The following is a 17,960-nucleotide window of genomic DNA, read 5'->3' as shown; positions in this document are numbered from 1 at the left end:
CGCCCATCGCGCGAGCCCGCGTGTTCGGCGGGCCCGCGCGGACCGCAATCAGGAGACCGGGATCACCGTGGGCACGATCATCGGGCGACGACGATAGGTCTCGGCGACCCAGCGGCCGACGACCCGGCGGATGCCCTGGGCGATGCGATGGGTCTCCGTGACCCCTTCGGCAGCGAGTTCGTTGAGCGCCTTGTCGACGAGCTGCGCCGCCTCGTCGAGTGCGTCCGGGTCGTCGGAGAAACCGCGACCGGAGACCTCCGGGGTGCTCACCGCACGGCCGGTCGCGGCGTCGACCGCGACTGAGATGGAGATGAAACCACCCTCGCCGAGGACGAGACGATCGGACAGCGTGGACTCGCCCACGTCGCCTACCGACAGGCCGTCGACGTAGACGTGACCGACCGGGACGCGCCCGACGATGTCCGCGAGTCCGTCGACCATGTCGACGACCACACCGTCCTCCGCGAGCACGATCCGCTCGCGGGGAACACCCGTGGCCTCGGCCAGTGCGGCGTTCGCCCGCAGGTGGCGCCACTCGCCATGGACGGGCATCGCGTTGGTGGGTCGCACCGCGTTGTAGAGATACAGCAGCTCGCCGGCCGACGCGTGACCGGAGACGTGCACCTTCGCGTTCTGCTGGGTGACGACCTTCGCGCCGCGCTTGGCCAGGCCGTTGACGACCGCGAACACGGAGTTCTCGTTGCCAGGGATCAGCGACGACGCGAGGACGACGAGGTCGTCGGCCCGGATGTTGATCTGCCGGTGCTCGCCGCGCGCCATCCGGGACAGCGCCGAGAGCGGTTCGCCCTGCGAACCGGTGGAGACCAGCACGACCCGGTCGTCGGGCAGGCTCGCGGCGGTGTCGATGTCGACCTCGAGGCCGTCGGGCACGTTCAGGTAGCCCAGATCCTGCGCGATCTGCATGTTGCGGACCATCGACCGGCCGACGAACGCCACACGCCGGTTGTAGCGCTCGGCGACGTCGACGATCTGCTGGATGCGGTGCACGTGGCTCGCGAAGGACGCGACGATCACCCGGTTGGCGGCCTTGCCGATGACGGTGTCGAGCACTCCGCCGATCTCGCGCTCCGGTGTGACGAAGCCGGGGACCTCGGCGTTCGTCGAGTCGACGAGGAACAGGTCGACACCCTCGTCGCCGAGGCGGGAGAAGCCCGCGAGGTCGGTGAGACGGTTGTCGAGCGGCAGCTGGTCGAGCTTGATGTCGCCGGTGTGCAGCACGATGCCCGCAGCGGTGCGGATCGCGACGGCGATCGCGTCCGGGATGGAGTGGTTGACCGCGAAGTACTCGCACTCGAACGGACCGTGCGAGGTGGTCTGCCCCTCGACGACCTCGACGAGGTTGGGACGCTGGCGGTGTTCGCGGCACTTCGCCGCGACGAGCGCCAGGGTGAACTTGGACCCGACGACCGGGATGTCGGGGCGCAGGCGCAGCAGGAACGGCACGGCACCGATGTGGTCCTCGTGGCCGTGGGTGAGGACGATCGCCTCGACGTCGTCCATCCGGTCCTCGATGTACCGGAAGTCGGGCAGGATCAGGTCGACGCCCGGCTGCTGGTCCTCGGGAAAGAGCACCCCGCAGTCGACGACGAGCAGCCGGCCCTGGTGCTCGAAGACCGTCATGTTGCGGCCGATCTCGCCGATACCGCCGAGCGCGACGACCCGCAGACCGTCGCGAGGAGCCTTCGGCGGCAGACCCAATCGCTCGGTGGGATCGACGATGCGGGCGTCCGGACGCTGGGGGTTCGCCGAGTTCTGCGCGACACGCCGCGGAACGCGGGCGGGCGGACCGGCGTTGCGGGTGGCGCGGCCCCGGCCGCGTGCGGGGCGGCTCATCACAGCACCCCCGCAGCCTGGAGATCCGCCGCGAGAGCGTCGATCTGCGCGGTCACCGGGGCGACCTGCGGCAGACGAGGCTCTCCGACGTCGATGCCGAGCAGCCGCAGGCCGGCCTTCGAGGCGCTCACGCCGCCCAGCCGAGCGACGGCGCGATAGATGGGCACCATCGACAGATTGATGCGGCGGGCGAGCTCGAGATCGCCGGCTTCGAAAGCGGTGTGCAGCTCGCGCAGGCGACCGGGCACGAGATGGCCGATGACGCTGACGAATCCGACGGCGCCGACGGACAGCCACGGCAGGTTCAGGGGGTCGTCGCCCGAGTAGAACTTCAGGTCGGTGGTACCGATCAGCTCGGCGCCCGCGTTCAGATCGCCCTTGGCGTCCTTCACCGCGACGATCCGCGGGTGCTCGGCGAGCAGACGCAGTGTGTCGGTCTCGATCGGCACGACGGATCGAGGTGGGATGTCGTAGAGCATGACCGGCAGATCGGTCGCGTCGGCCACCGCGACGAAGTGGGCGTAGAGGCCGGCCTGCGGGGGCCGCGAGTAGTACGGGGTCACCACGAGCAGGCCGTGCGCACCGGCTCGCGCGGCGTCGCGGGCGAGCTCGACGCTGTGGGCGGTGTCGTTGCTGCCGGCCCCGGCGATGATCTTGGCGCGGTCGCCGACGGATGCGAGCACGGCCCGCATCAGCTCCATCTTCTCGTTCTCGGTCGTCGTGGGCGATTCGCCGGTCGTACCGGCGAGAACCAGTGCGTCACAGCCACCGTCGACGAGGTAGTTCGCCAGACTCACGCCCGCATCCACGTCGAGCTTGCCATCGGCAGTGAACGGGGTCACCATCGCTGTGGCGACGGTGCCGAACGGAAGCTCGACAGCAGTTGCGGAATCACCGTTGGTCATGGTCAGAAGGCTACCGCGTGGCAGGGCCGCCTCGACACACGCCCGCCCCCCGAAGACGGATCACAGATCGGTGTAGCGGTCGATCAGAGGTCGGTCGCAAGCGTGGGAGCTGCGATCTCACTGCCGTCGGCCAGCTTCGTGATCGCGAAGTCCGAGAACGCGTTCGGTGCGGCATCCGCGAGCTGACGCACACATTCGACGGCGAGACGCCGGATCTCGACGTCGGCATGTTCGGTCGCGCGCATGGCGACGAAGTGACGCCACGATCGGTAGTTTCCGGTGACGACGATGCGGGTCTCCGTGGCGTTGGGGAGCACCGCCCGGGCGGCCTCCCGGACCTGCTTGGCGCGCAACGGACCGGCGGGAAGATGCGAGAGCTTCTCGTCGAGCGCCGCCAACAGCGCCACATACGCCTCGCGGCTGCGCTCCGCGGCCGCGAAGAACAACTCCTCGAGTTCGGCATCGCCCGCAATCGCGGGCGGAACCACCACGGGCACCTCACCGTCGGCGACGAAACGCTGCGACAGCTGCGAGAACGAGAAGTGCCGGTGCCGGATCAGCTCGTGCGTGCACGAACGGGAGATGCCGGTGATGTAGAAGGTCGCCGTCGCGTGTTCGAGAACGGACAGGTGCCCCACGGTGAGCAGGTGACGGAGATATCCGCCGTTCGTCGCGGTGCGGGGGTTGGGCTTGGACCAGCTCTGGTAGCAGGCGCGACCGGCGAACTCGACGAGCGCTTCGCCGCCCTCGGCGTCGGTGTCCCAGTCGACGTCGTCGGGGACGTGGAACTCCGTCGTGGCGATGAGCCGGACCTTCGGAACGGCGGGTTCGGGCGCCATCGTCTCCTCCTCGCCTCGGTCGTCGCGCATCCTCCGGACGCGCCGTCTCTTCCGTCCGCACACTAACGCGCCTCGACCTGCGACGATCGATGACATCACGATGACACCTTGCGTGACATCATCGGTGACGTCACACTGGCGTCATGGACATCGACAAGTACACGTCCGCCATCACGGACTCCGTGATCTCCGCAGCCGAACTCGGCGACGAGCAGACCCGACGCACCGCCGCAGCCCTCGCGACCGCCATCGCCGCACCCGTCCGCCTCGCGGTCCTGGCAGCACTGTCCGACATGGCCAACGAGATCAGCGACGAACTCGGCGACCGCACCGTCACGGTGCGCCTCGACGGCACCGATGCCGTCCTCGCCGTCCACAGCGAACCCGCTCCCCCGCACGAGGATCCGACGCCGTCTTTCGAGGAGATGACGGGCGACATCAGCCGGGTCACCCTGCGCCTCGTCGAACAGATCAAGACCAAGGCCGAGGAAGCGGCGCAGCAGAGCGGAGTGTCACTCAACTCCTGGATGGCGCAGGCGGTACAGGGCGCCCTACGGGAGCAGATGCGCTATCAGCGCCGCGCCGACGAATGGCGCCGTCAGGGTGGCTGGGCGAAGCCCACCCCGCCCGCACCCACCGAGCCGCAGCCGTCCGACCCGAGCGACACCGCGGGCCCGGACGACGCCGCCGGCCGCAACGACACTGCGGGCCCCGACGACACGAACCCGCGCAGCGACGCGTAAGGCACCTCACCGCACGATAGAGTGCCGACGCACACAATCGGGCGACGCGGAGGGCGCATGGCAGTCAGCAGCACCAGGAGTTTCGACATCGACGCAACCCCGGAGCAGGTGATGGCCGCGCTCGCCGCGGTCGAACGCCTGCCCGAGTGGTCGTCGACCCACAAGTCCGTCACCGTCGAGTCCACCCACCCCGACGGACGACCCCACCGCGTACGGATGACCGTCTCGATCGTCGGCATCACCGACGAGCAGGTCGTCGAGTACTCCTGGAACGGCGACGGGTCGATGTCGTGGACCCTGGTGGAGAGCAGCCAGCAGCGCCAGCAGGACGGCGCCTACACCCTCACCGCCAAGGGATCCGGCACGACGGCCGAGTTCTCACTGACCATCGATCCGAAGGTCCCCATCCCCGGATTCCTCGTGCGGCGCGCCGAGAAGATGGCCCTCGAAACCGCCGGAAAGGGCCTCAAGTCGTTCACGGAGAAGAACTTCCGCTGACGTCAGATGTCACCGGCCGCGGTCGCCGCGACGATGGCGCCGAGCTCGTAGCACTGCTCGCGTACCTTCGCGTCGACCGGTCCGGTGATCTCGAGATCGGCAGCAGCCTGCACGAGACCCAACCCGGTGGTCAAGCGCCGAACCGACGCCACAGCGCCGGCGGTGTCGTTGTTCCCGTGCACCCACAGACCGTAGGGACGGCCGGCCACGGCATCGAGACACGGGTAGTAGACCGTGTCGAAGAAGTGCTTGAGCGCACCCGACATGTAACCGAAATTGGCTGTCGTGCCGAACAGGAAGCCGTCGGCGGCCAGCACATCGGGCACCGTGGCGCCCAGCGCGGGGACCACCCGGACGGTGACACCCGTGATCTCCGGGTCCCGCGCTCCCTCCAGGACGGCTTCGAGGATCTCGCGAGTCGGCGGCGAGGGGGTGTGATGCACCACCAGCACTGTGCGGGATCCGTCCTCGCGCCCTGCCTCGCCCGCCCCTGCCCGGTCTTCCACAGCCTCGTCCGTCACATCAGCAGGCTGCTGCACCATCTCGAGGTTGTCAAAGCCGCTCGCCGGTTCAGGAACCGGCTTGGCCGTCCCGTTCGAGCTTCTCGAGCGCAACGGCTCGGCGCATCGTCTCCCGCGCACGACTGCGGTCGCCCGCATAGTCGTAGGCGCGTGCGAGCCGGTAGGAGTTGCGCCAGTTGTCGGGGTCGGCTTCCCATTCCTGCTTCACGGTCGCGAACAGTTCGTCGGCGGCGTCCCGCTCGATCCGGCCCGACGGCATGCGAGGCAGATCGTCGATGTCGAGTTCGAGGCCTTCGTCGTGGATCCGCCGCGCGAGGTGCTGATGCTGCAGCCCTGCGCGGAGGGTCGCGTAGACGATCCAGGCTCCCACGATCGGGAGAATGAGGATGCCGATCCCCAGACCGATCGCCGCGACCTCACCGGACCGGACCAGTTCCAGGCCGGTGGAGCCGAGCAGAACGAAGTAGAACCCCAGCGCCACCACGATGAACGCAATGGGGACGAGGACCTTGAGCGAGCCGGTTCTCACAGGTCGAGGAGGGGATCGATTCCGACGGTCAGACCCGGTCGCTTACCGATCTCCCGCACACCGAGCAGCACGCCGGGAGCGAAGGAGGAACGGTCGATCGAGTCGTGCCGAATGGTGAGGGTCTCGCCCTGGGTGCCGAGCAGCACCTCCTGGTGAGCGACGAGGCCGGCGAGACGCACGGAGTGCACGCGGACACCGTCGACGTCACCGCCGCGCGCACCGTCGAGTTCGGTGGTGGTGGCGTCCGGGCTCGGAGCCACACCGGCCTCGGCGCGGGCCTGCGCGATCAGACGGGCGGTGCGGTAGGCGGTGCCGGACGGGGCGTCGGCCTTGTTCGGATGGTGCAGCTCGATCACCTCGACGGAATCGAAGAACCGGGCGGCGGCCTGAGCGAAGCGCATCGACAGCACGGCACCGATCGCGAAGTTCGGCGCGATGAGCACGCCCACCTCGGGACGATCCGCGAGCCAGCTCCGCACCCGGTCGAGGCGCTCGTCGTCGAAGCCGGTGGTTCCGACAACGGCGTGGATGCCGTTCTCGACGAGGAAGTGCAGGTTGTCCATGACGACGTCGGGGTGGGTGAAGTCGACGACCACCTGGGTCTGCGAGTTCACGAAGGCGTCGAGGCTGTCGCCCTTGTCGACGGTGGCGACGAGCTCGAGATCGGACGCGGCGTCGACGGCGGCGCAGATCGCCTGGCCGACCTTGCCTGCAGCACCGAGTACACCCACCCGAACCTTTGTTGCATCCACTTGCGTCGTCACGCCCTTTCGTTGCCGTCTCCCCCGGAAATCCTACGCAACCACCCGTAGACGTCCCGAGCGGGTCGAACGCCACCTACTGCTGCGCGCAGAGCGCGTCGAGCCACAGAGCGACCGCCGAACGGATCTCGTCGACGCACGCCGTGGCCGAATCCGAGGATGTATGGGCACGAGCGCCGCGGGTGCGGTCGAACAGAACTCCTTCGAGCAGGGTCACCAGATCGCGCCCCGCGGTCTCGGGGTCCGGCGCACCGAGCTCCCGCACGAGAGCGGTGGCCGCGGAGATCGAGAACATGCAGGCCGCGAGCGCCTCGGCAGCCTCCGGTTCGAGGCGCGCGTCGGGCGCGAGCGCGTAGCGGGCCAGCACATCGGTGCGACGCACAGTGAGCAGGCGTTCGAGATAGCGCGCGATCAGGTCGGCAGGAGGGCTCGGGTCGCCGGTCGTGTCGTCGAACAGCGCGGCGAAATCCGCGCGCGACCGTTCGGCGAGGCGGGTGATCGCAGCCGAGACGAGCGCGTGGCGGGTGCGGAAGTAGTAGGAGGTCGATCCCTTCGGCAGGCCGAGGTGCACGTCGACGCCCGTGTGCGTCACCGCGTGGTTGCCACCGCGGGCGGCGAGTTCGAGGGCGGCATCGCTGATGGCCGTGCGCCGGGAGGGACGTTCGGGTGAAGTCGTCACTCTACGATGATAGAGTAACGGCCGTGAGGTTGCGCCGACGCAGAAGCCGTATGTCGCCGAACACCGCCTCGTCGAACCCCGTCCCCCGCACGGTCTTCGAGGACGCCTCGCGCAGCCGGGGGTTCGTGCTCGATCCCGCGCAACACGACGCTGTCGAACAGCTGTGTCATCCCGAGCGCCCGAACGTCTACCTGTGGGGCCCACCCGGACGCGGCAAGAGCTGGCTCGCCGACGTGTACTTCTCGGCCTATCCCGGACGGAACAAGCTGCGCGTCCACTTCCACGAGTTCTTCCGCGACCTGCACGTCGAGCTGCGACGGCACCGCTTCGATCTCGACGCCGCACTCGATCACCTGATCGGCCGCGCCGAACTCGTGTGCTTCGACGAATTCCACGTCCACGATCCGGCGGACGGCACGTTCGTCGCCCGGCTGTTCCCCGCACTGCTCGCTCGCCGCACGCGTCTCGTCCTGACCTCGAACTATCCTCCACGCGACCTGCTCCCCAACCCGCTCTTCCACGACGGCTTCGTCCCGACGATCGAGCTCGTCGAGCGGAGCGCGACCATCGTCGCTCTGGACGGTCCGCGCGACCACCGGCTCGGCTCCGACCATGCGAAGGGATTCGCATCGGGGATCTGGGCCGTCTCCCCGTCCGATCCGCAGCTACGACGGCTCGGTCTCGAGCGGCCGGCACCGGTTGAACATCGGGTTCTGCGCCCGGCGGGGCGTCCACTCCGCGCCCTACGGGCCGAGAAGGACTGTCTCTGGTTCGATTTCCGCGATCTCTGCGGGCATCCCACGGCTCCGGCCGACTATCTGGCGCTCGCGGCGGACCACTTGTTCTGGGTCGTCGACAAGATCCCGGATCTGACGACCGTGGGTCGCGAACCCGCGCAGCGGTTCGCCAATCTCGTGGATGTGCTCCACGACCGCGACGTGCGGGTCGTGTTCGTCTCGGAGGTCGCGGCGTCGGAACTCGCTGCCGCGGTGGGACCCGTCGCGCACGACATCGGACGCCTCCGGAGCCGACTGGCTCAGCTGAGGACGATTCAGGACACGAGCGCGCGCACCGACGCCGGAAGATCACGCGTGCGCCGGTAGGGGCCGGCGACGGCGACCGCGAACGGCCGGTGCAGCAGGTCGGCTGCCACGCTGCGCACCTCCTCGGTGGACACCGACGAGATGCGTTCGAGGGTCTCAGTGATGCCCCAGTGCTGCCCGTAGCTCAGTTCGCTGCGGCCGATCCGGTGCATGCGCGCCCCGGTGTCCTCGAGTCCGAGCACGAGACCGCCGCGCAGCGACCCCTTTGCGCGAGCGCATTCCGCGTCGGTGATGCCGTGTTCGGCCACGTCGGTGAGCACCTCACGGACCACCGCGGCGACCTCACCGAGATTGTCGGGCTGGCAGCCCGCGTACACGGAGAAGGCGCCGGTGTCGGCGAAGGTGTCGGTGCCGGAGTACACCGAGTAGGCCAGACCCCGCTTCTCGCGCACCTCCTGGAACAGGCGCGAACTCAGCCCACCGCCGACGGCTGCGTTGAGCACCGACAGCGCCCAGCGACGCCCGTCGTGCCGACCGAAGGACCGCACGCCGAGCGTCAGGTGCGCCTGCTCGTTGTCGCGCTCGACGATGCTCATCGTCGGCGCAGTGCGCAGTTCGAGCCGTCCGTCGCGGCAGGGCGCAGGGGTGGCCGCGTCGTCCAGGTGACCGGCGAAGGCGCGGCGGACCAGTTCGACTGTGTGCGCGTGGTCGACGTTGCCGGCGACCGCGACGACCATCCGCGGCGAGGTGTAGCGGCGCACATGGAACGAGTGCAGCTGGGTCCGGGTCATGGACTCGATCGACTCGACGGATCCGATGATCGGCCGGCCGATGGGGTGATCGCCGTACAGCGCGGTGAGCAGCGAGTCGCCGAGCAGATCCTCCGGATCGTCGTCGCGCATCGCGATCTCCTCGAGCACCACCTGACGCTCGACGTCGACGTCCGCGCTCAGGCACCGGCCGCGCAGGACGACGTCGGCGACGACGTCGACGGCGATCGGCAGGTCGTCGTCGAGGACGTGCGCGTAGAAGCAGGTGTGTTCCTTGCTGGTGAACGCGTTGAGCTCTCCCCCGATCCCGTCCATCGTCTCGGCGATGTCGAGAGCGGTACGCGTCGGGGTCGCCTTGAACAGCAGGTGCTCGAGGAAGTGGGCGGCGCCTGCGACCGACGGTTGTTCGTCGCGGGATCCGACACCGACCCACACGCCGACGGCCGCCGAGCGCACTCCCGGGACGTGCTCGGTGACGACCCGCACTCCCCCGGGAAGGACCGAGCGGCGGACGCCGGTGGCCGCGACGGGTGCGGGGGTCGAAGCGTCGTTCTTCACGTGGGAACTGGAAGCCATGGGGATCTTCGGTGGTCCTGACAAGGTCGGAGGGCGCGGAACATTTCACAGTACACCGGGACTGTCCCCCACCATCGGTCGCGCTCACCACCCCCGTCGTTGCGGTTGCGAACCCACGAGCCGGCCGGGACGTGCCTCCTCGCGGCTGCGGTAGACGATGTACGGCCGGAACAGGTATCCGACGGGGGCACTGAAGGCGTGGACTAGGCGGGTGAACGGCCATATCGCGAAGAGCACGAGGCCGATCAGCGCGTGCAGCTGGAAGCTGAACGGCGCCTCCACCATCAGGTCGCCGCGGGGTTGCAGGACCCAGATCGACCGGAACCACGGCGAGACGGTCTCCCGGTAGTTGTGTTCCTCGCCCACGACACCCGACCCCATCAGCGTGGTGGCGAGACCCGCCACGATCGCGGCGACGAGCACGACATACATGACCTTGTCGTTGAGAGTGGTGGCGCTGAAGACGGGACCGCGGGTGCGACGGCGATACACGAGCAGGGAGATGCCGACGAGCGTCGAGACACCCGCGATCGTGCCGAGCGTGATGGCCTGCACGTGATAGGCGTGCTGACTCAATCCCACGGCGTCGGTCCACGACTGCGGGATCACCAGGCCGATGACGTGGCCGACGATCACGACCAGGATCCCGAAGTGGAACATGGGGCTCGCGATGCGCAGCAACCGCGCCTCGTACAGCTGGGACGAACGGGTGGTCCATCCGAACTTGTCGTATCGGTACCGCCACCAGGTCCCCACCGCGACGATCGCGAGCGTCACGTACGGCACCACGTCCCAGAAGATCTCTCCTGCACTCATGATTCCGGAACTCCTCGCCGGGGCGGCACCGTCAGGGTGAAGGGCTGCAGACCGATCGACTCTCGGGGCGGTCCCGCCTGCGCGAGGCGCCGGGCCCGTTCCTCGTCCCGGTCGGTGACCGGCGGGAGCGTCGCGCACACGGCTGCGACGACCTGCGCGTACGGCGAGCCGGCCTCGTGCAGGGAGGTGTGCAGCACGTCGAGGGCCACCCGATACCGGGTGAGGAGTTCCTCGCCCGCGGCGGGATCCACGGTGGCCGCGAATTCGAGGACGACCGGCAGATGGTCGGGTGATTCGTGGGCGGGCGGCTCGACGCCCGCGGCGCGGTAGGCACTCGCGAAGGCGTGCATCTCGGCGCCGCGATTCCGGGTGTCGCCCGCGGTCCAGTAGGTCAGGTACATCGTCGAGCGTCGCCGCAGGTCGAAGGTCTCGACGTACCGCTGGGCCAGGACGAGCAGATCCGGTTCGTCCAGTGCGCGGATCGCCGTCCCCAGCATGTCCTGCTCGGGACCGGTGATGTGGTCGACGAGCTGCCCGGCGACGTCCAGCCGTCCGGCGTGTCCGGCGTCGGGATAGGCGAGCAGCAGCGACGCGGCCTGACGGACGAGGCGACGGTGCAGGGCGCGATCGACGCCGGCGCGCCGTGGACGCAGCAGTCTCATTGCTTCTCCCCCCTCGTGTCGTGACCGCCCGGGAACATGCCCGTCGGTACGCCCTTGCCGTCCCAGTTCAGGAGGTTCACCCGCGACGGGTTCGACGCGTTCGCCGCCATCCCATCACTGGTCTGCCGCTGTGCGAGGGCGTGGAAGGTCTCGACCGCCACCGGGACCGGGACGCCGCTGGCCTCCCCGAACGGACCCGACTCGTACATGCCGGGGCCACCTTCGTAGGACAGCGCGCAGTCCGTCGCCGACTCCTCGAGCCGATGCCCTTCGGCCGCGTAGGCGGTCGGGATGACGTACCGCTCGTCGTACTTGGCGAGCGCGAGGAGCCGGTACATCTCGTAGATCCGTTCCTCGGTCATGCCGACGGCCTCGGGGATCTCGGGGCGGGTCTCGCGGCCGAGATTGATGTCGCGCATGTAGGAGCGCATCGCGGCGAGTCGTCGCAACACCGCCTCGACCGTCGCGGTGTCCCCGGCGGTGAACAGTTCCGCGAGGTACGCGATGGGGATGCGCAGGGCGTCGAGGGCGCCGAACAGGTTGCCGATGTCCTCGCCGTCGTGTCCCTCCCGGCTGACGGCGTCGACGACCGGTGACAGCGGTGGCACGTACCAGACCATCGGCATCGTCCGGTATTCCGGATGCAGCGGCAACGCGACCCGGTACGTGCTGATTAGGTCGTAGACCGGGGACCGTTGCGCGGCCTCGATCCACTCGTCGGAGATGCCCTCGGCGCGGGCGCCGGCGATCACCTCGGGGTCACGGGGGTCGAGCAGCAGGCCGCGTTGCGCCTCGTACAGGTCGGTGTCGTTCTCCACCGATGCCGCCTCCAGGACCCGATCGACGTCGTAGAGGACCAGACCGATGTACCGGAGCCTGCCCACGCATGTCTCCGAACACACGGTCGGCAGCCCCACCTCGACCCGCGGGTAGCAGAAGGTGCACTTCTCGGCCTTCCCGGTCTTGTGGTTGAAGTACACCTTCTTGTACGGGCATCCGGACACGCACATCCGCCAGCCGCGGCACCGGTCCTGGTCGACGAGGACGATGCCGTCCTCCGACCGCTTGTACATCGCGCCGGACGGACACGACGCCACACACGACGGGTTGAGGCAGTGCTCGCAGATCCGCGGCAGGTAGAACATGAAGGTCTGCTCGAACTCGAGCTTGATCCGGTCGCCGACCTTCTTCAGGATCGGGTCGTCGGGCACGATCGCCGGTGAGCCACCGAGGTTGTCGTCCCAGTTCGCCGACCATTCCACCTTCATCGGTTCACCGGAGATGAGGCTGCGCGGCGAGGCCACCGGGACGTGGTCGCCGAGCGGGGCGTTCGTCAGGTTGTCGTAGTCGTAGGTCCACGGTTCGTAGTAGTCGTGGATCGACGGCATCTTCGGGTTCGAGAAGATGCGGGCGAGTTTCGCGAGGCGTCCACCGTCGCGGAGACGCAGCCGTCCCTTGGTATCCCGGACCCAGCCACCGCGCCAGCGTTCCTGGTCCTCGTAGGTGCGCGGATAGCCCTGGCCCGGGCGGGTTTCGACGTTGTTGAACCACACGTACTCGGTGCCCGACCGGTTGGTCCACGCCTGTTTGCAGGTCACCGAGCAGGTGTGGCATCCAATGCACTTGTCGAGGTTCATCACCATCGCGAGTTGTGCCATGACCTTCACGATCGCCTCGCTTCCTGCTCACGCATCAGTAGACGACCTCCTGGGATCGGCGACGCACGATCGTCACCTCGTCGCGCTGGTTGCCCGTCGGGCCGAGATAGTTGAACGCGTAGGCCGTCTGCGCGTATCCACCGGCCAGGTGGCTCGGCTTGATGAGGATGCGGGTCAGCGAATTGTGGATGCCGCCGCGGCGTCCGGTGGTCTCGCTGCGCGGGACGTCGATGACGCGGTCCTGGGCGTGGTAGACGAACACCACCCCTTCGGGCATCCGGTGCGAGACGATCGCCCGGCACACCACGACACCGTTGCGGTTGACGGCCTCGACCCAGTCGTTGTCGCTCACCGAGATCTTTGCGGCGTCGGCCGGCGACATCCACATCGTCGGCCCGCCCCGGGACAGCGACAGCATGAACAGGTTGTCCTGATATTCCGAGTGGATCGACCACTTCGAGTGCGGGGTCAGGTATCTCACCGTCAGACCGACACCGTCGCCGGAGCCGACCGCCTGCTCGCCGAACAACCGCGACATGTCGAGTGGGGGCCGGTAGACCGGGAGCTGCTCCCCGAGCTCTTCGAGCCAGTCGTGGTCGACGTAGAAGTGCATCCGGCCCGTCAACGTGTGGAACGGTTTCAGCTCCTCGATGTTCATCGTGAACGGCGCGTACCGGCGACCTCCCGTTTCGCTCCCCGACCATTCCGGGCTCGTGATGACCGGTACGGGACGGGCCTGGGTGTCGGCGTAGGTGATCCGCCGTTCCTCGCTGCCCTCCGCGAGGTGCACGAGTCGCCGTCCGGTGCGTTTCTCCAGTTCACGGAAACCCTCGACGGCGAGCCTGCCGTTGGACGTGCCCGACAGCGCGAGGATCGTGTCGGCCATGCGTTCGGCGGTGGTGATCGCCGGACGTCCCTGTCCGGCACCGGAATCCATCACGCCGAATCTCTGTGCCAGTTCGGCGACCTCACGGTCCGGCCGGGTCACGACGCCCTTGGTGTTCAACCCGAGGGACTCGACGAGCGGACCGAGCGTCGCCCACTTCTCCGCGATCGCACCGTAGTCCCGTTCGACGACGGTGAGCGGACCCATCGTCCTCCCCGGAACCGGCACCTCGCCGGTCGAGCGCCAGTCCCGCTCGGTGCCGGACGGATACGCCATCGCTGCGGGCGTGTCGTGCTGCAGTGTCCCCATCACGATGTCGGTGCGGGTTCCCAGGTGGGTCCGGGCGAGGGTGCTGAAGGTCTGCGCGATGGCGCCGAAAGCGTCGTAGTCCGAACGGGTTTCCCAGGGCGGATCGACCGCTGCGGTGAAGGCGTGGATGTAGGGGTGCATGTCGGTGCTCGACAGGTCGCCCTTCTCGTACCAGGTCGCGGCGGGCAGGACGATGTCGGAGAACAATGTTGTCGAGGTCATGCGGAAGTCGATCGACATGAGCAGGTCGAGTTTTCCTTCGGGCAGGTCGTCGGGCCACGCCACCTCACCGGGCCGCAGGCCGGGGGCGGTCGGCTCGGCCTGCACGTTGGAATCGGTGCCGAGCAGGTGCCGCAGGAAATACTCGTTGCCCTTGCTGGACGAGCCGAGCAGGTTCGACCGCCACACGCTGAGCACGCGCGGCCAGTTCCGCGGGTCGTCGGGGTCGGTCACCGACAGTTTCAGTTCACCCGAGGCGAGTTGCTGCGCGACGTGCTGCGGGATCTCCCGTCCCGCCGCCCGTGCCTGTTCGGCAATCTCGTGGGTGTTGCGGTCGAACTGGGGATAGAAGGGTGTCCAGCCCATGGCGACCGCGGACGCCATGACGTCCATCGTGTGCTTGTCGCGGAAACGACCTCGTCCCAGCGGACTGGCCAGCGCGTCGGCACGGTAACCGTCGTAGCGCCACTGGTCGGTGTGCACGTACCAGTAGGAAGTGCCGGCCATCTGGCGAGGTGGGCGAGACCAGTCCGTCCCCATCGCCATGGCCGCCCATCCCGTGACGGGACGGCACTTCTCCTGGCCGACGTAGTGCGCCCACCCGCCTCCGTTGCGTCCCATGCAGCCGGTGAGCATGAGCAGCGCAAGTACGGCGCGATAGGTCGCGTCGCCGTGGAACCACTGGCAGATGCCGGCCCCCATGATGATCATCGAACGCCCGCCCGACTCCTCGGCGTTGCGGGCGAACTCCGTCGCGATCCGGATCGCCTGGGCCGCGGGCACTCCGGTGAGGGCCTCCTGCCAGGCCGGGGTGTACGGCGAGCCCGGGTCGTCGTACCCGCTCGGCCACTGCCCGGGCAAGTCGAGCTCCGGACGGTTCACCCCGTACTGCGCGAGCATCAGGTCGAAGACGGTGCACACGAGGTGGTCCCCGATCCGACGGACCGGCACGCCCCGTTCGATGCTTTCACCGTGCCCGTCGACGGTGTCGAAGCTCGGCAGGTACACCGCCGCGGTCTCGCCCGCTCCCCCGCCGCCGGGTGCGACCGTCAATGTCGGGACGAGGTCGCCGAGTTCGAGATTCCACTTTCCGATGCCGTCGTCGCCGTAGCGGAAGCCGAGGGAGCCCGGGGGTACGACGACGGTGTCGGTCGCACCGTCGACGAAGACCGGTTTGAAGGCCGCGTTCTCGACGCTGTGCCCGAGATCGGCGGCGGTGAGGTTCTTGCCCGGCACGAGCCTTCCGTCGCGTTCCTCGACCCGCACGAGGAAGGGCAGGTCGGTGTACCGGCGCACGTAGTCGACGAAGAACGGCACGCGCTGCCGCACATAGAACTCGGTGAGGAGCACGTGGCCCATCGCCATCGCCAGGGCACCGTCGGTACCGGCCGCGCACGCCATCCACTCGTCGGCGAACTTGGTGTTGTCGGCGTAGTCCGGACTCACCGAGACGACCTTGGTGCCGCGGTAGCGGACCTCCGTCATCCAGTGCGCGTCCGGGGTGCGGGTGACGGGCACGTTCGAACCCCACATCATCAGGTAGGAGGCGTCCCACCAGTCCCCGGACTCGGGTACGTCGGTCTGATCGCCGAAGACCTGCGGCGACGCCACCGGTAGGTCGGCGTACCAGTCGTAGAACGACGTCATCACGCCGCCGAGCAGTTCGACGAACCGGGATCCGGCGGCGAAGGAGACCATCGACATGGCGGGGATCGGCGAGAAGCCGGCCACCCGGTCGGGTCCGTACTCCTTGATGGTGTGGACGTGCGCGGCGGCGATCATCTCGGTGGCCTCGGCCCACGTGACGCGCACCAGTCCGCCCTTGCCGCGGGCACGCTGGTAGCGGCGGCGCCGTTCGGGATCGTTCTGGACGTCGGCCCAGGCGAGCACCGGATCGCCGAGTCGCTGCCGCGCCTCCCGGTACATCTCGACGAGCAGCCCGCGCGCGTACGGATAGCGCACGCGCGTCGGCGAGTAGGTGTACCAGGAGAAGGCCGCGCCGCGCGGGCATCCGCGCGGTTCGTACTCAGGACGGTCGGGACCGACTGTCGGATAGTCGGTTTCCTGGGTCTCCCAGGTGATGATGCCGTCCTTGACGTAGATCTTCCACGAGCACGAGCCGGTGCAGTTCACCCCGTGGGTCGAGCGGACGACCTTGTCGTGGCTCCAGCGGTCCCGGTAGAAGATGTCGCCCTCGCGGCCACCGCGCCGCGTGACCGTGCGTGTGTCGTCGGACTGCTCGCCGGAGGTGAAGAACCGTCCGCTGCGCACGAGCAGTTCCTCGATCCGGTTCCCGACTCCGGCGGTGTCCGTCACGGCTTCTCCTCACGTACGTCGCGGGTTCCGGATCGTGCGACAGGGGGCGGTTCATGGGCGTGCAGCCGAAATGCGGTGTAGAACAGGCACACCAGTGCCGTCGCCGCGAGCAGGAGCAGACCGACGGTGTAGTCGTTGCCTTCGGCGTCGTAGGTCGCGCCCATCACCAGTGGCGGGAAGTAGCCGCCGAGCCCACCGGCAGCGGCGACGATGCCGGTGACACTGCCCACTGTGTGCGCCGGGGCGCGGCGCGCCACCCACGCGAACACACCGCCGGTGCCGATGCCGAGGAAGATCGCCATTGTGATGAACGTCAGCGCCGACCACAGGTCGGGCGGGGGCTGGAAGGTCGCGATCACCGCCATCACGGCGGTGCCGGTGAACGAGGCCAGGACCACGTATTTCGGCGGCACCCGGTCCGACAGCGCTCCGCCCACGGGCCGGGCGAGGACGGCGGCGAGCGCGAAACCCGCCGTGCGCGTACCGGCGTCGACGGCGGAGAAGCCGTAGATCGTCTTGATGTAGGTGGGCAGATAGTTGCTGAACGCCACGAATCCGCCGAACACGACCGCGTACAGGAACGACATCTCCCAGGTCACACCGAGTTTCGCTGCGGCTGTCAGTTTGGGCAGCACCGGGTCGGTGTTGGGACGGAAATCGGGAGCATTGCGCATCACCAGGATGCACACCACGGCGGTCACGGCGAGGGCGGCCGCCACGACGATGTGGGTGGGCACCAGCCCGAACCAGTTCACGAAACGCGGGGTGAAGAAGGCCGACAGGGCCGTGCCCACCATGCCCGCCCCGAACACGCCGGTCGCGAAGCCGCGGCGGGCGGGTTCGTACCAGTTGTTGGCGAACGGGATCCCGACCGCGAAGATCGTGCCGGCGATGCCGAGGAAGAACCCGCAGACCAGGAGCAGCGGATAGGAGCCGGCCTCGGCGGCGAATCCGACCGCGACGACGGGAACGATCGACGACAGCGAGACGGCGATGAACATCGCCCGTCCGCCGTACCGGTCCGTCATCGCCCCGACCGCGATGCGGCCGAGGGAGCCCACGAGGATCGGCGTGGCCACCAGCATCGACGCTTCCGTGCTGCTGAGCGACATGTCGGTGGCGTAGGTCGTCGACAGCGGCCCGATCATGTTCCAGGCCCAGAAGTTGATGGCGGACACCCAGGTTGCCAGAGCCAGATTCGCTCCGCGCAACCTCCCGAGATCCGCCTGCATGCCCGTTCTCACATACTCAGGGAACCATTCCCGGGCGCGGTCCGGACCCGGTTCGGCGGAACCTCACCCGGATGACATCCGGCCGTTGCACCCTGGTAACCATGGTCTGCCGGAAACGCCGCACCCGTGGTGCCCGACCGGATG

General features: G+C 68.5%; 16 protein-coding genes. 3 read left to right on the top strand and 13 right to left on the bottom strand.

Annotation, left to right across the window (positions count from 1 at the left end; genetic code table 11):
• Positions 1–48 precede the first annotated feature (48 nt).
• The 3 genes from KXC42_RS09740 to thyX form a co-directional block, all read right to left on the bottom strand.
• Entirely contained in the window at positions 49–1,854 is a 1,806-nt protein-coding gene (locus KXC42_RS09740) for a ribonuclease J (protein WP_071934817.1), read from the bottom strand.
• A complete protein-coding gene (dapA, locus tag KXC42_RS09735) occupies positions 1,854–2,759 on the bottom strand; it encodes a 4-hydroxy-tetrahydrodipicolinate synthase (RefSeq protein WP_006551247.1) in 906 nt (301 codons plus the stop codon). The genes KXC42_RS09740 and dapA overlap by 1 nt, the downstream gene beginning before the upstream one ends.
• 83 nt (positions 2,760–2,842) lie before the next feature.
• Positions 2,843–3,598 carry an FAD-dependent thymidylate synthase gene (gene thyX / locus KXC42_RS09730; RefSeq protein ID WP_024100675.1) on the bottom strand — a complete coding sequence of 252 codons (756 nt, stop codon included), beginning with the start codon at positions 3,596–3,598 and terminating at the stop codon, positions 2,843–2,845.
• 143 nt (positions 3,599–3,741) lie between these two features.
• Between thyX and KXC42_RS09725 the strand changes: the two genes are divergently transcribed.
• Positions 3,742–4,341, top strand: a complete 600-nt coding sequence (locus KXC42_RS09725; protein WP_006551249.1) for a hypothetical protein — start codon at positions 3,742–3,744, stop codon at positions 4,339–4,341.
• A 57-nt stretch (positions 4,342–4,398) separates the two neighbouring features.
• Complete coding sequence (locus tag KXC42_RS09720) at positions 4,399–4,839, top strand: SRPBCC family protein (RefSeq protein WP_006551250.1); 441 nt, start codon at positions 4,399–4,401, stop codon at positions 4,837–4,839.
• Positions 4,840–4,841: 2 nt separating this feature from the next.
• On the opposite strand, the gene KXC42_RS09715 is transcribed toward KXC42_RS09720, so the two are convergent.
• The 4 genes from KXC42_RS09715 to KXC42_RS09700 form a co-directional block, all read right to left on the bottom strand.
• Positions 4,842–5,345, bottom strand: coding sequence for a flavodoxin family protein (locus tag KXC42_RS09715; protein ID WP_051424906.1), 504 nt, complete (start codon positions 5,343–5,345; stop codon positions 4,842–4,844).
• 64 nt (positions 5,346–5,409) lie between these two features.
• Positions 5,410–5,889: a hypothetical protein gene (locus tag KXC42_RS09710; RefSeq protein WP_006551252.1), complete on the bottom strand. Its 480-nt coding sequence runs from the start codon at positions 5,887–5,889 to the stop codon at positions 5,410–5,412.
• Positions 5,886–6,641, bottom strand: coding sequence for a 4-hydroxy-tetrahydrodipicolinate reductase (dapB, locus tag KXC42_RS09705; RefSeq protein WP_170318494.1), 756 nt, complete (start codon positions 6,639–6,641; stop codon positions 5,886–5,888). The genes KXC42_RS09710 and dapB overlap by 4 nt, the downstream gene beginning before the upstream one ends.
• 85 nt (positions 6,642–6,726) lie before the next feature.
• On the bottom strand, positions 6,727–7,329 hold the full coding sequence (locus KXC42_RS09700) for a TetR/AcrR family transcriptional regulator (RefSeq protein WP_006551254.1): 603 nt from the start codon (positions 7,327–7,329) through the stop codon (positions 6,727–6,729).
• A gap of 23 nt (positions 7,330–7,352) precedes the next feature.
• Between KXC42_RS09700 and zapE the strand changes: the two genes are divergently transcribed.
• Positions 7,353–8,432 (top strand): cell division protein ZapE, encoded by a 1,080-nt coding sequence (zapE, locus tag KXC42_RS09695; protein ID WP_306838626.1) that lies wholly within the window; start codon positions 7,353–7,355, stop codon positions 8,430–8,432.
• Here the strand turns inward: zapE and KXC42_RS09690 are convergent.
• From KXC42_RS09690 to KXC42_RS09665, 6 genes are all read right to left on the bottom strand, one after another.
• Positions 8,381–9,718, bottom strand: a complete 1,338-nt coding sequence (locus KXC42_RS09690; protein WP_219130253.1) for a pitrilysin family protein — start codon at positions 9,716–9,718, stop codon at positions 8,381–8,383. The genes zapE and KXC42_RS09690 overlap by 52 nt on opposite strands.
• Positions 9,719–9,802: 84 nt before the next feature.
• Positions 9,803–10,534: a respiratory nitrate reductase subunit gamma gene (gene narI, locus KXC42_RS09685; protein WP_006551257.1), complete on the bottom strand. Its 732-nt coding sequence runs from the start codon at positions 10,532–10,534 to the stop codon at positions 9,803–9,805.
• Positions 10,531–11,196 carry a nitrate reductase molybdenum cofactor assembly chaperone gene (narJ, locus tag KXC42_RS09680; protein WP_006551258.1) on the bottom strand — a complete coding sequence of 222 codons (666 nt, stop codon included), beginning with the start codon at positions 11,194–11,196 and terminating at the stop codon, positions 10,531–10,533. Before narJ ends, narI begins: the two co-directional genes overlap by 4 nt.
• Positions 11,193–12,863 carry a nitrate reductase subunit beta gene (gene narH / locus KXC42_RS09675; protein ID WP_006551259.1) on the bottom strand — a complete coding sequence of 557 codons (1,671 nt, stop codon included), beginning with the start codon at positions 12,861–12,863 and terminating at the stop codon, positions 11,193–11,195. The genes narJ and narH overlap by 4 nt, the downstream gene beginning before the upstream one ends.
• A 25-nt stretch (positions 12,864–12,888) precedes the next feature.
• Positions 12,889–16,584 (bottom strand): nitrate reductase subunit alpha, encoded by a 3,696-nt coding sequence (locus KXC42_RS09670; RefSeq protein WP_006551260.1) that lies wholly within the window; start codon positions 16,582–16,584, stop codon positions 12,889–12,891.
• Positions 16,581–17,816, bottom strand: a complete 1,236-nt coding sequence (locus tag KXC42_RS09665; RefSeq protein ID WP_019289150.1) for a NarK/NasA family nitrate transporter — start codon at positions 17,814–17,816, stop codon at positions 16,581–16,583. The genes KXC42_RS09670 and KXC42_RS09665 overlap by 4 nt, the downstream gene beginning before the upstream one ends.
• Between the last annotated feature and the right edge of the window lie 144 nt (positions 17,817–17,960).

Origin of the sequence: Rhodococcus sp. LW-XY12 (assembly GCF_019317345.1) — a bacterium.
Taxonomy (GTDB): domain Bacteria; phylum Actinomycetota; class Actinomycetes; order Mycobacteriales; family Mycobacteriaceae; genus Rhodococcus; species Rhodococcus pyridinivorans.
This window is presented reverse-complemented; position numbering and strand designations above follow the sequence as displayed.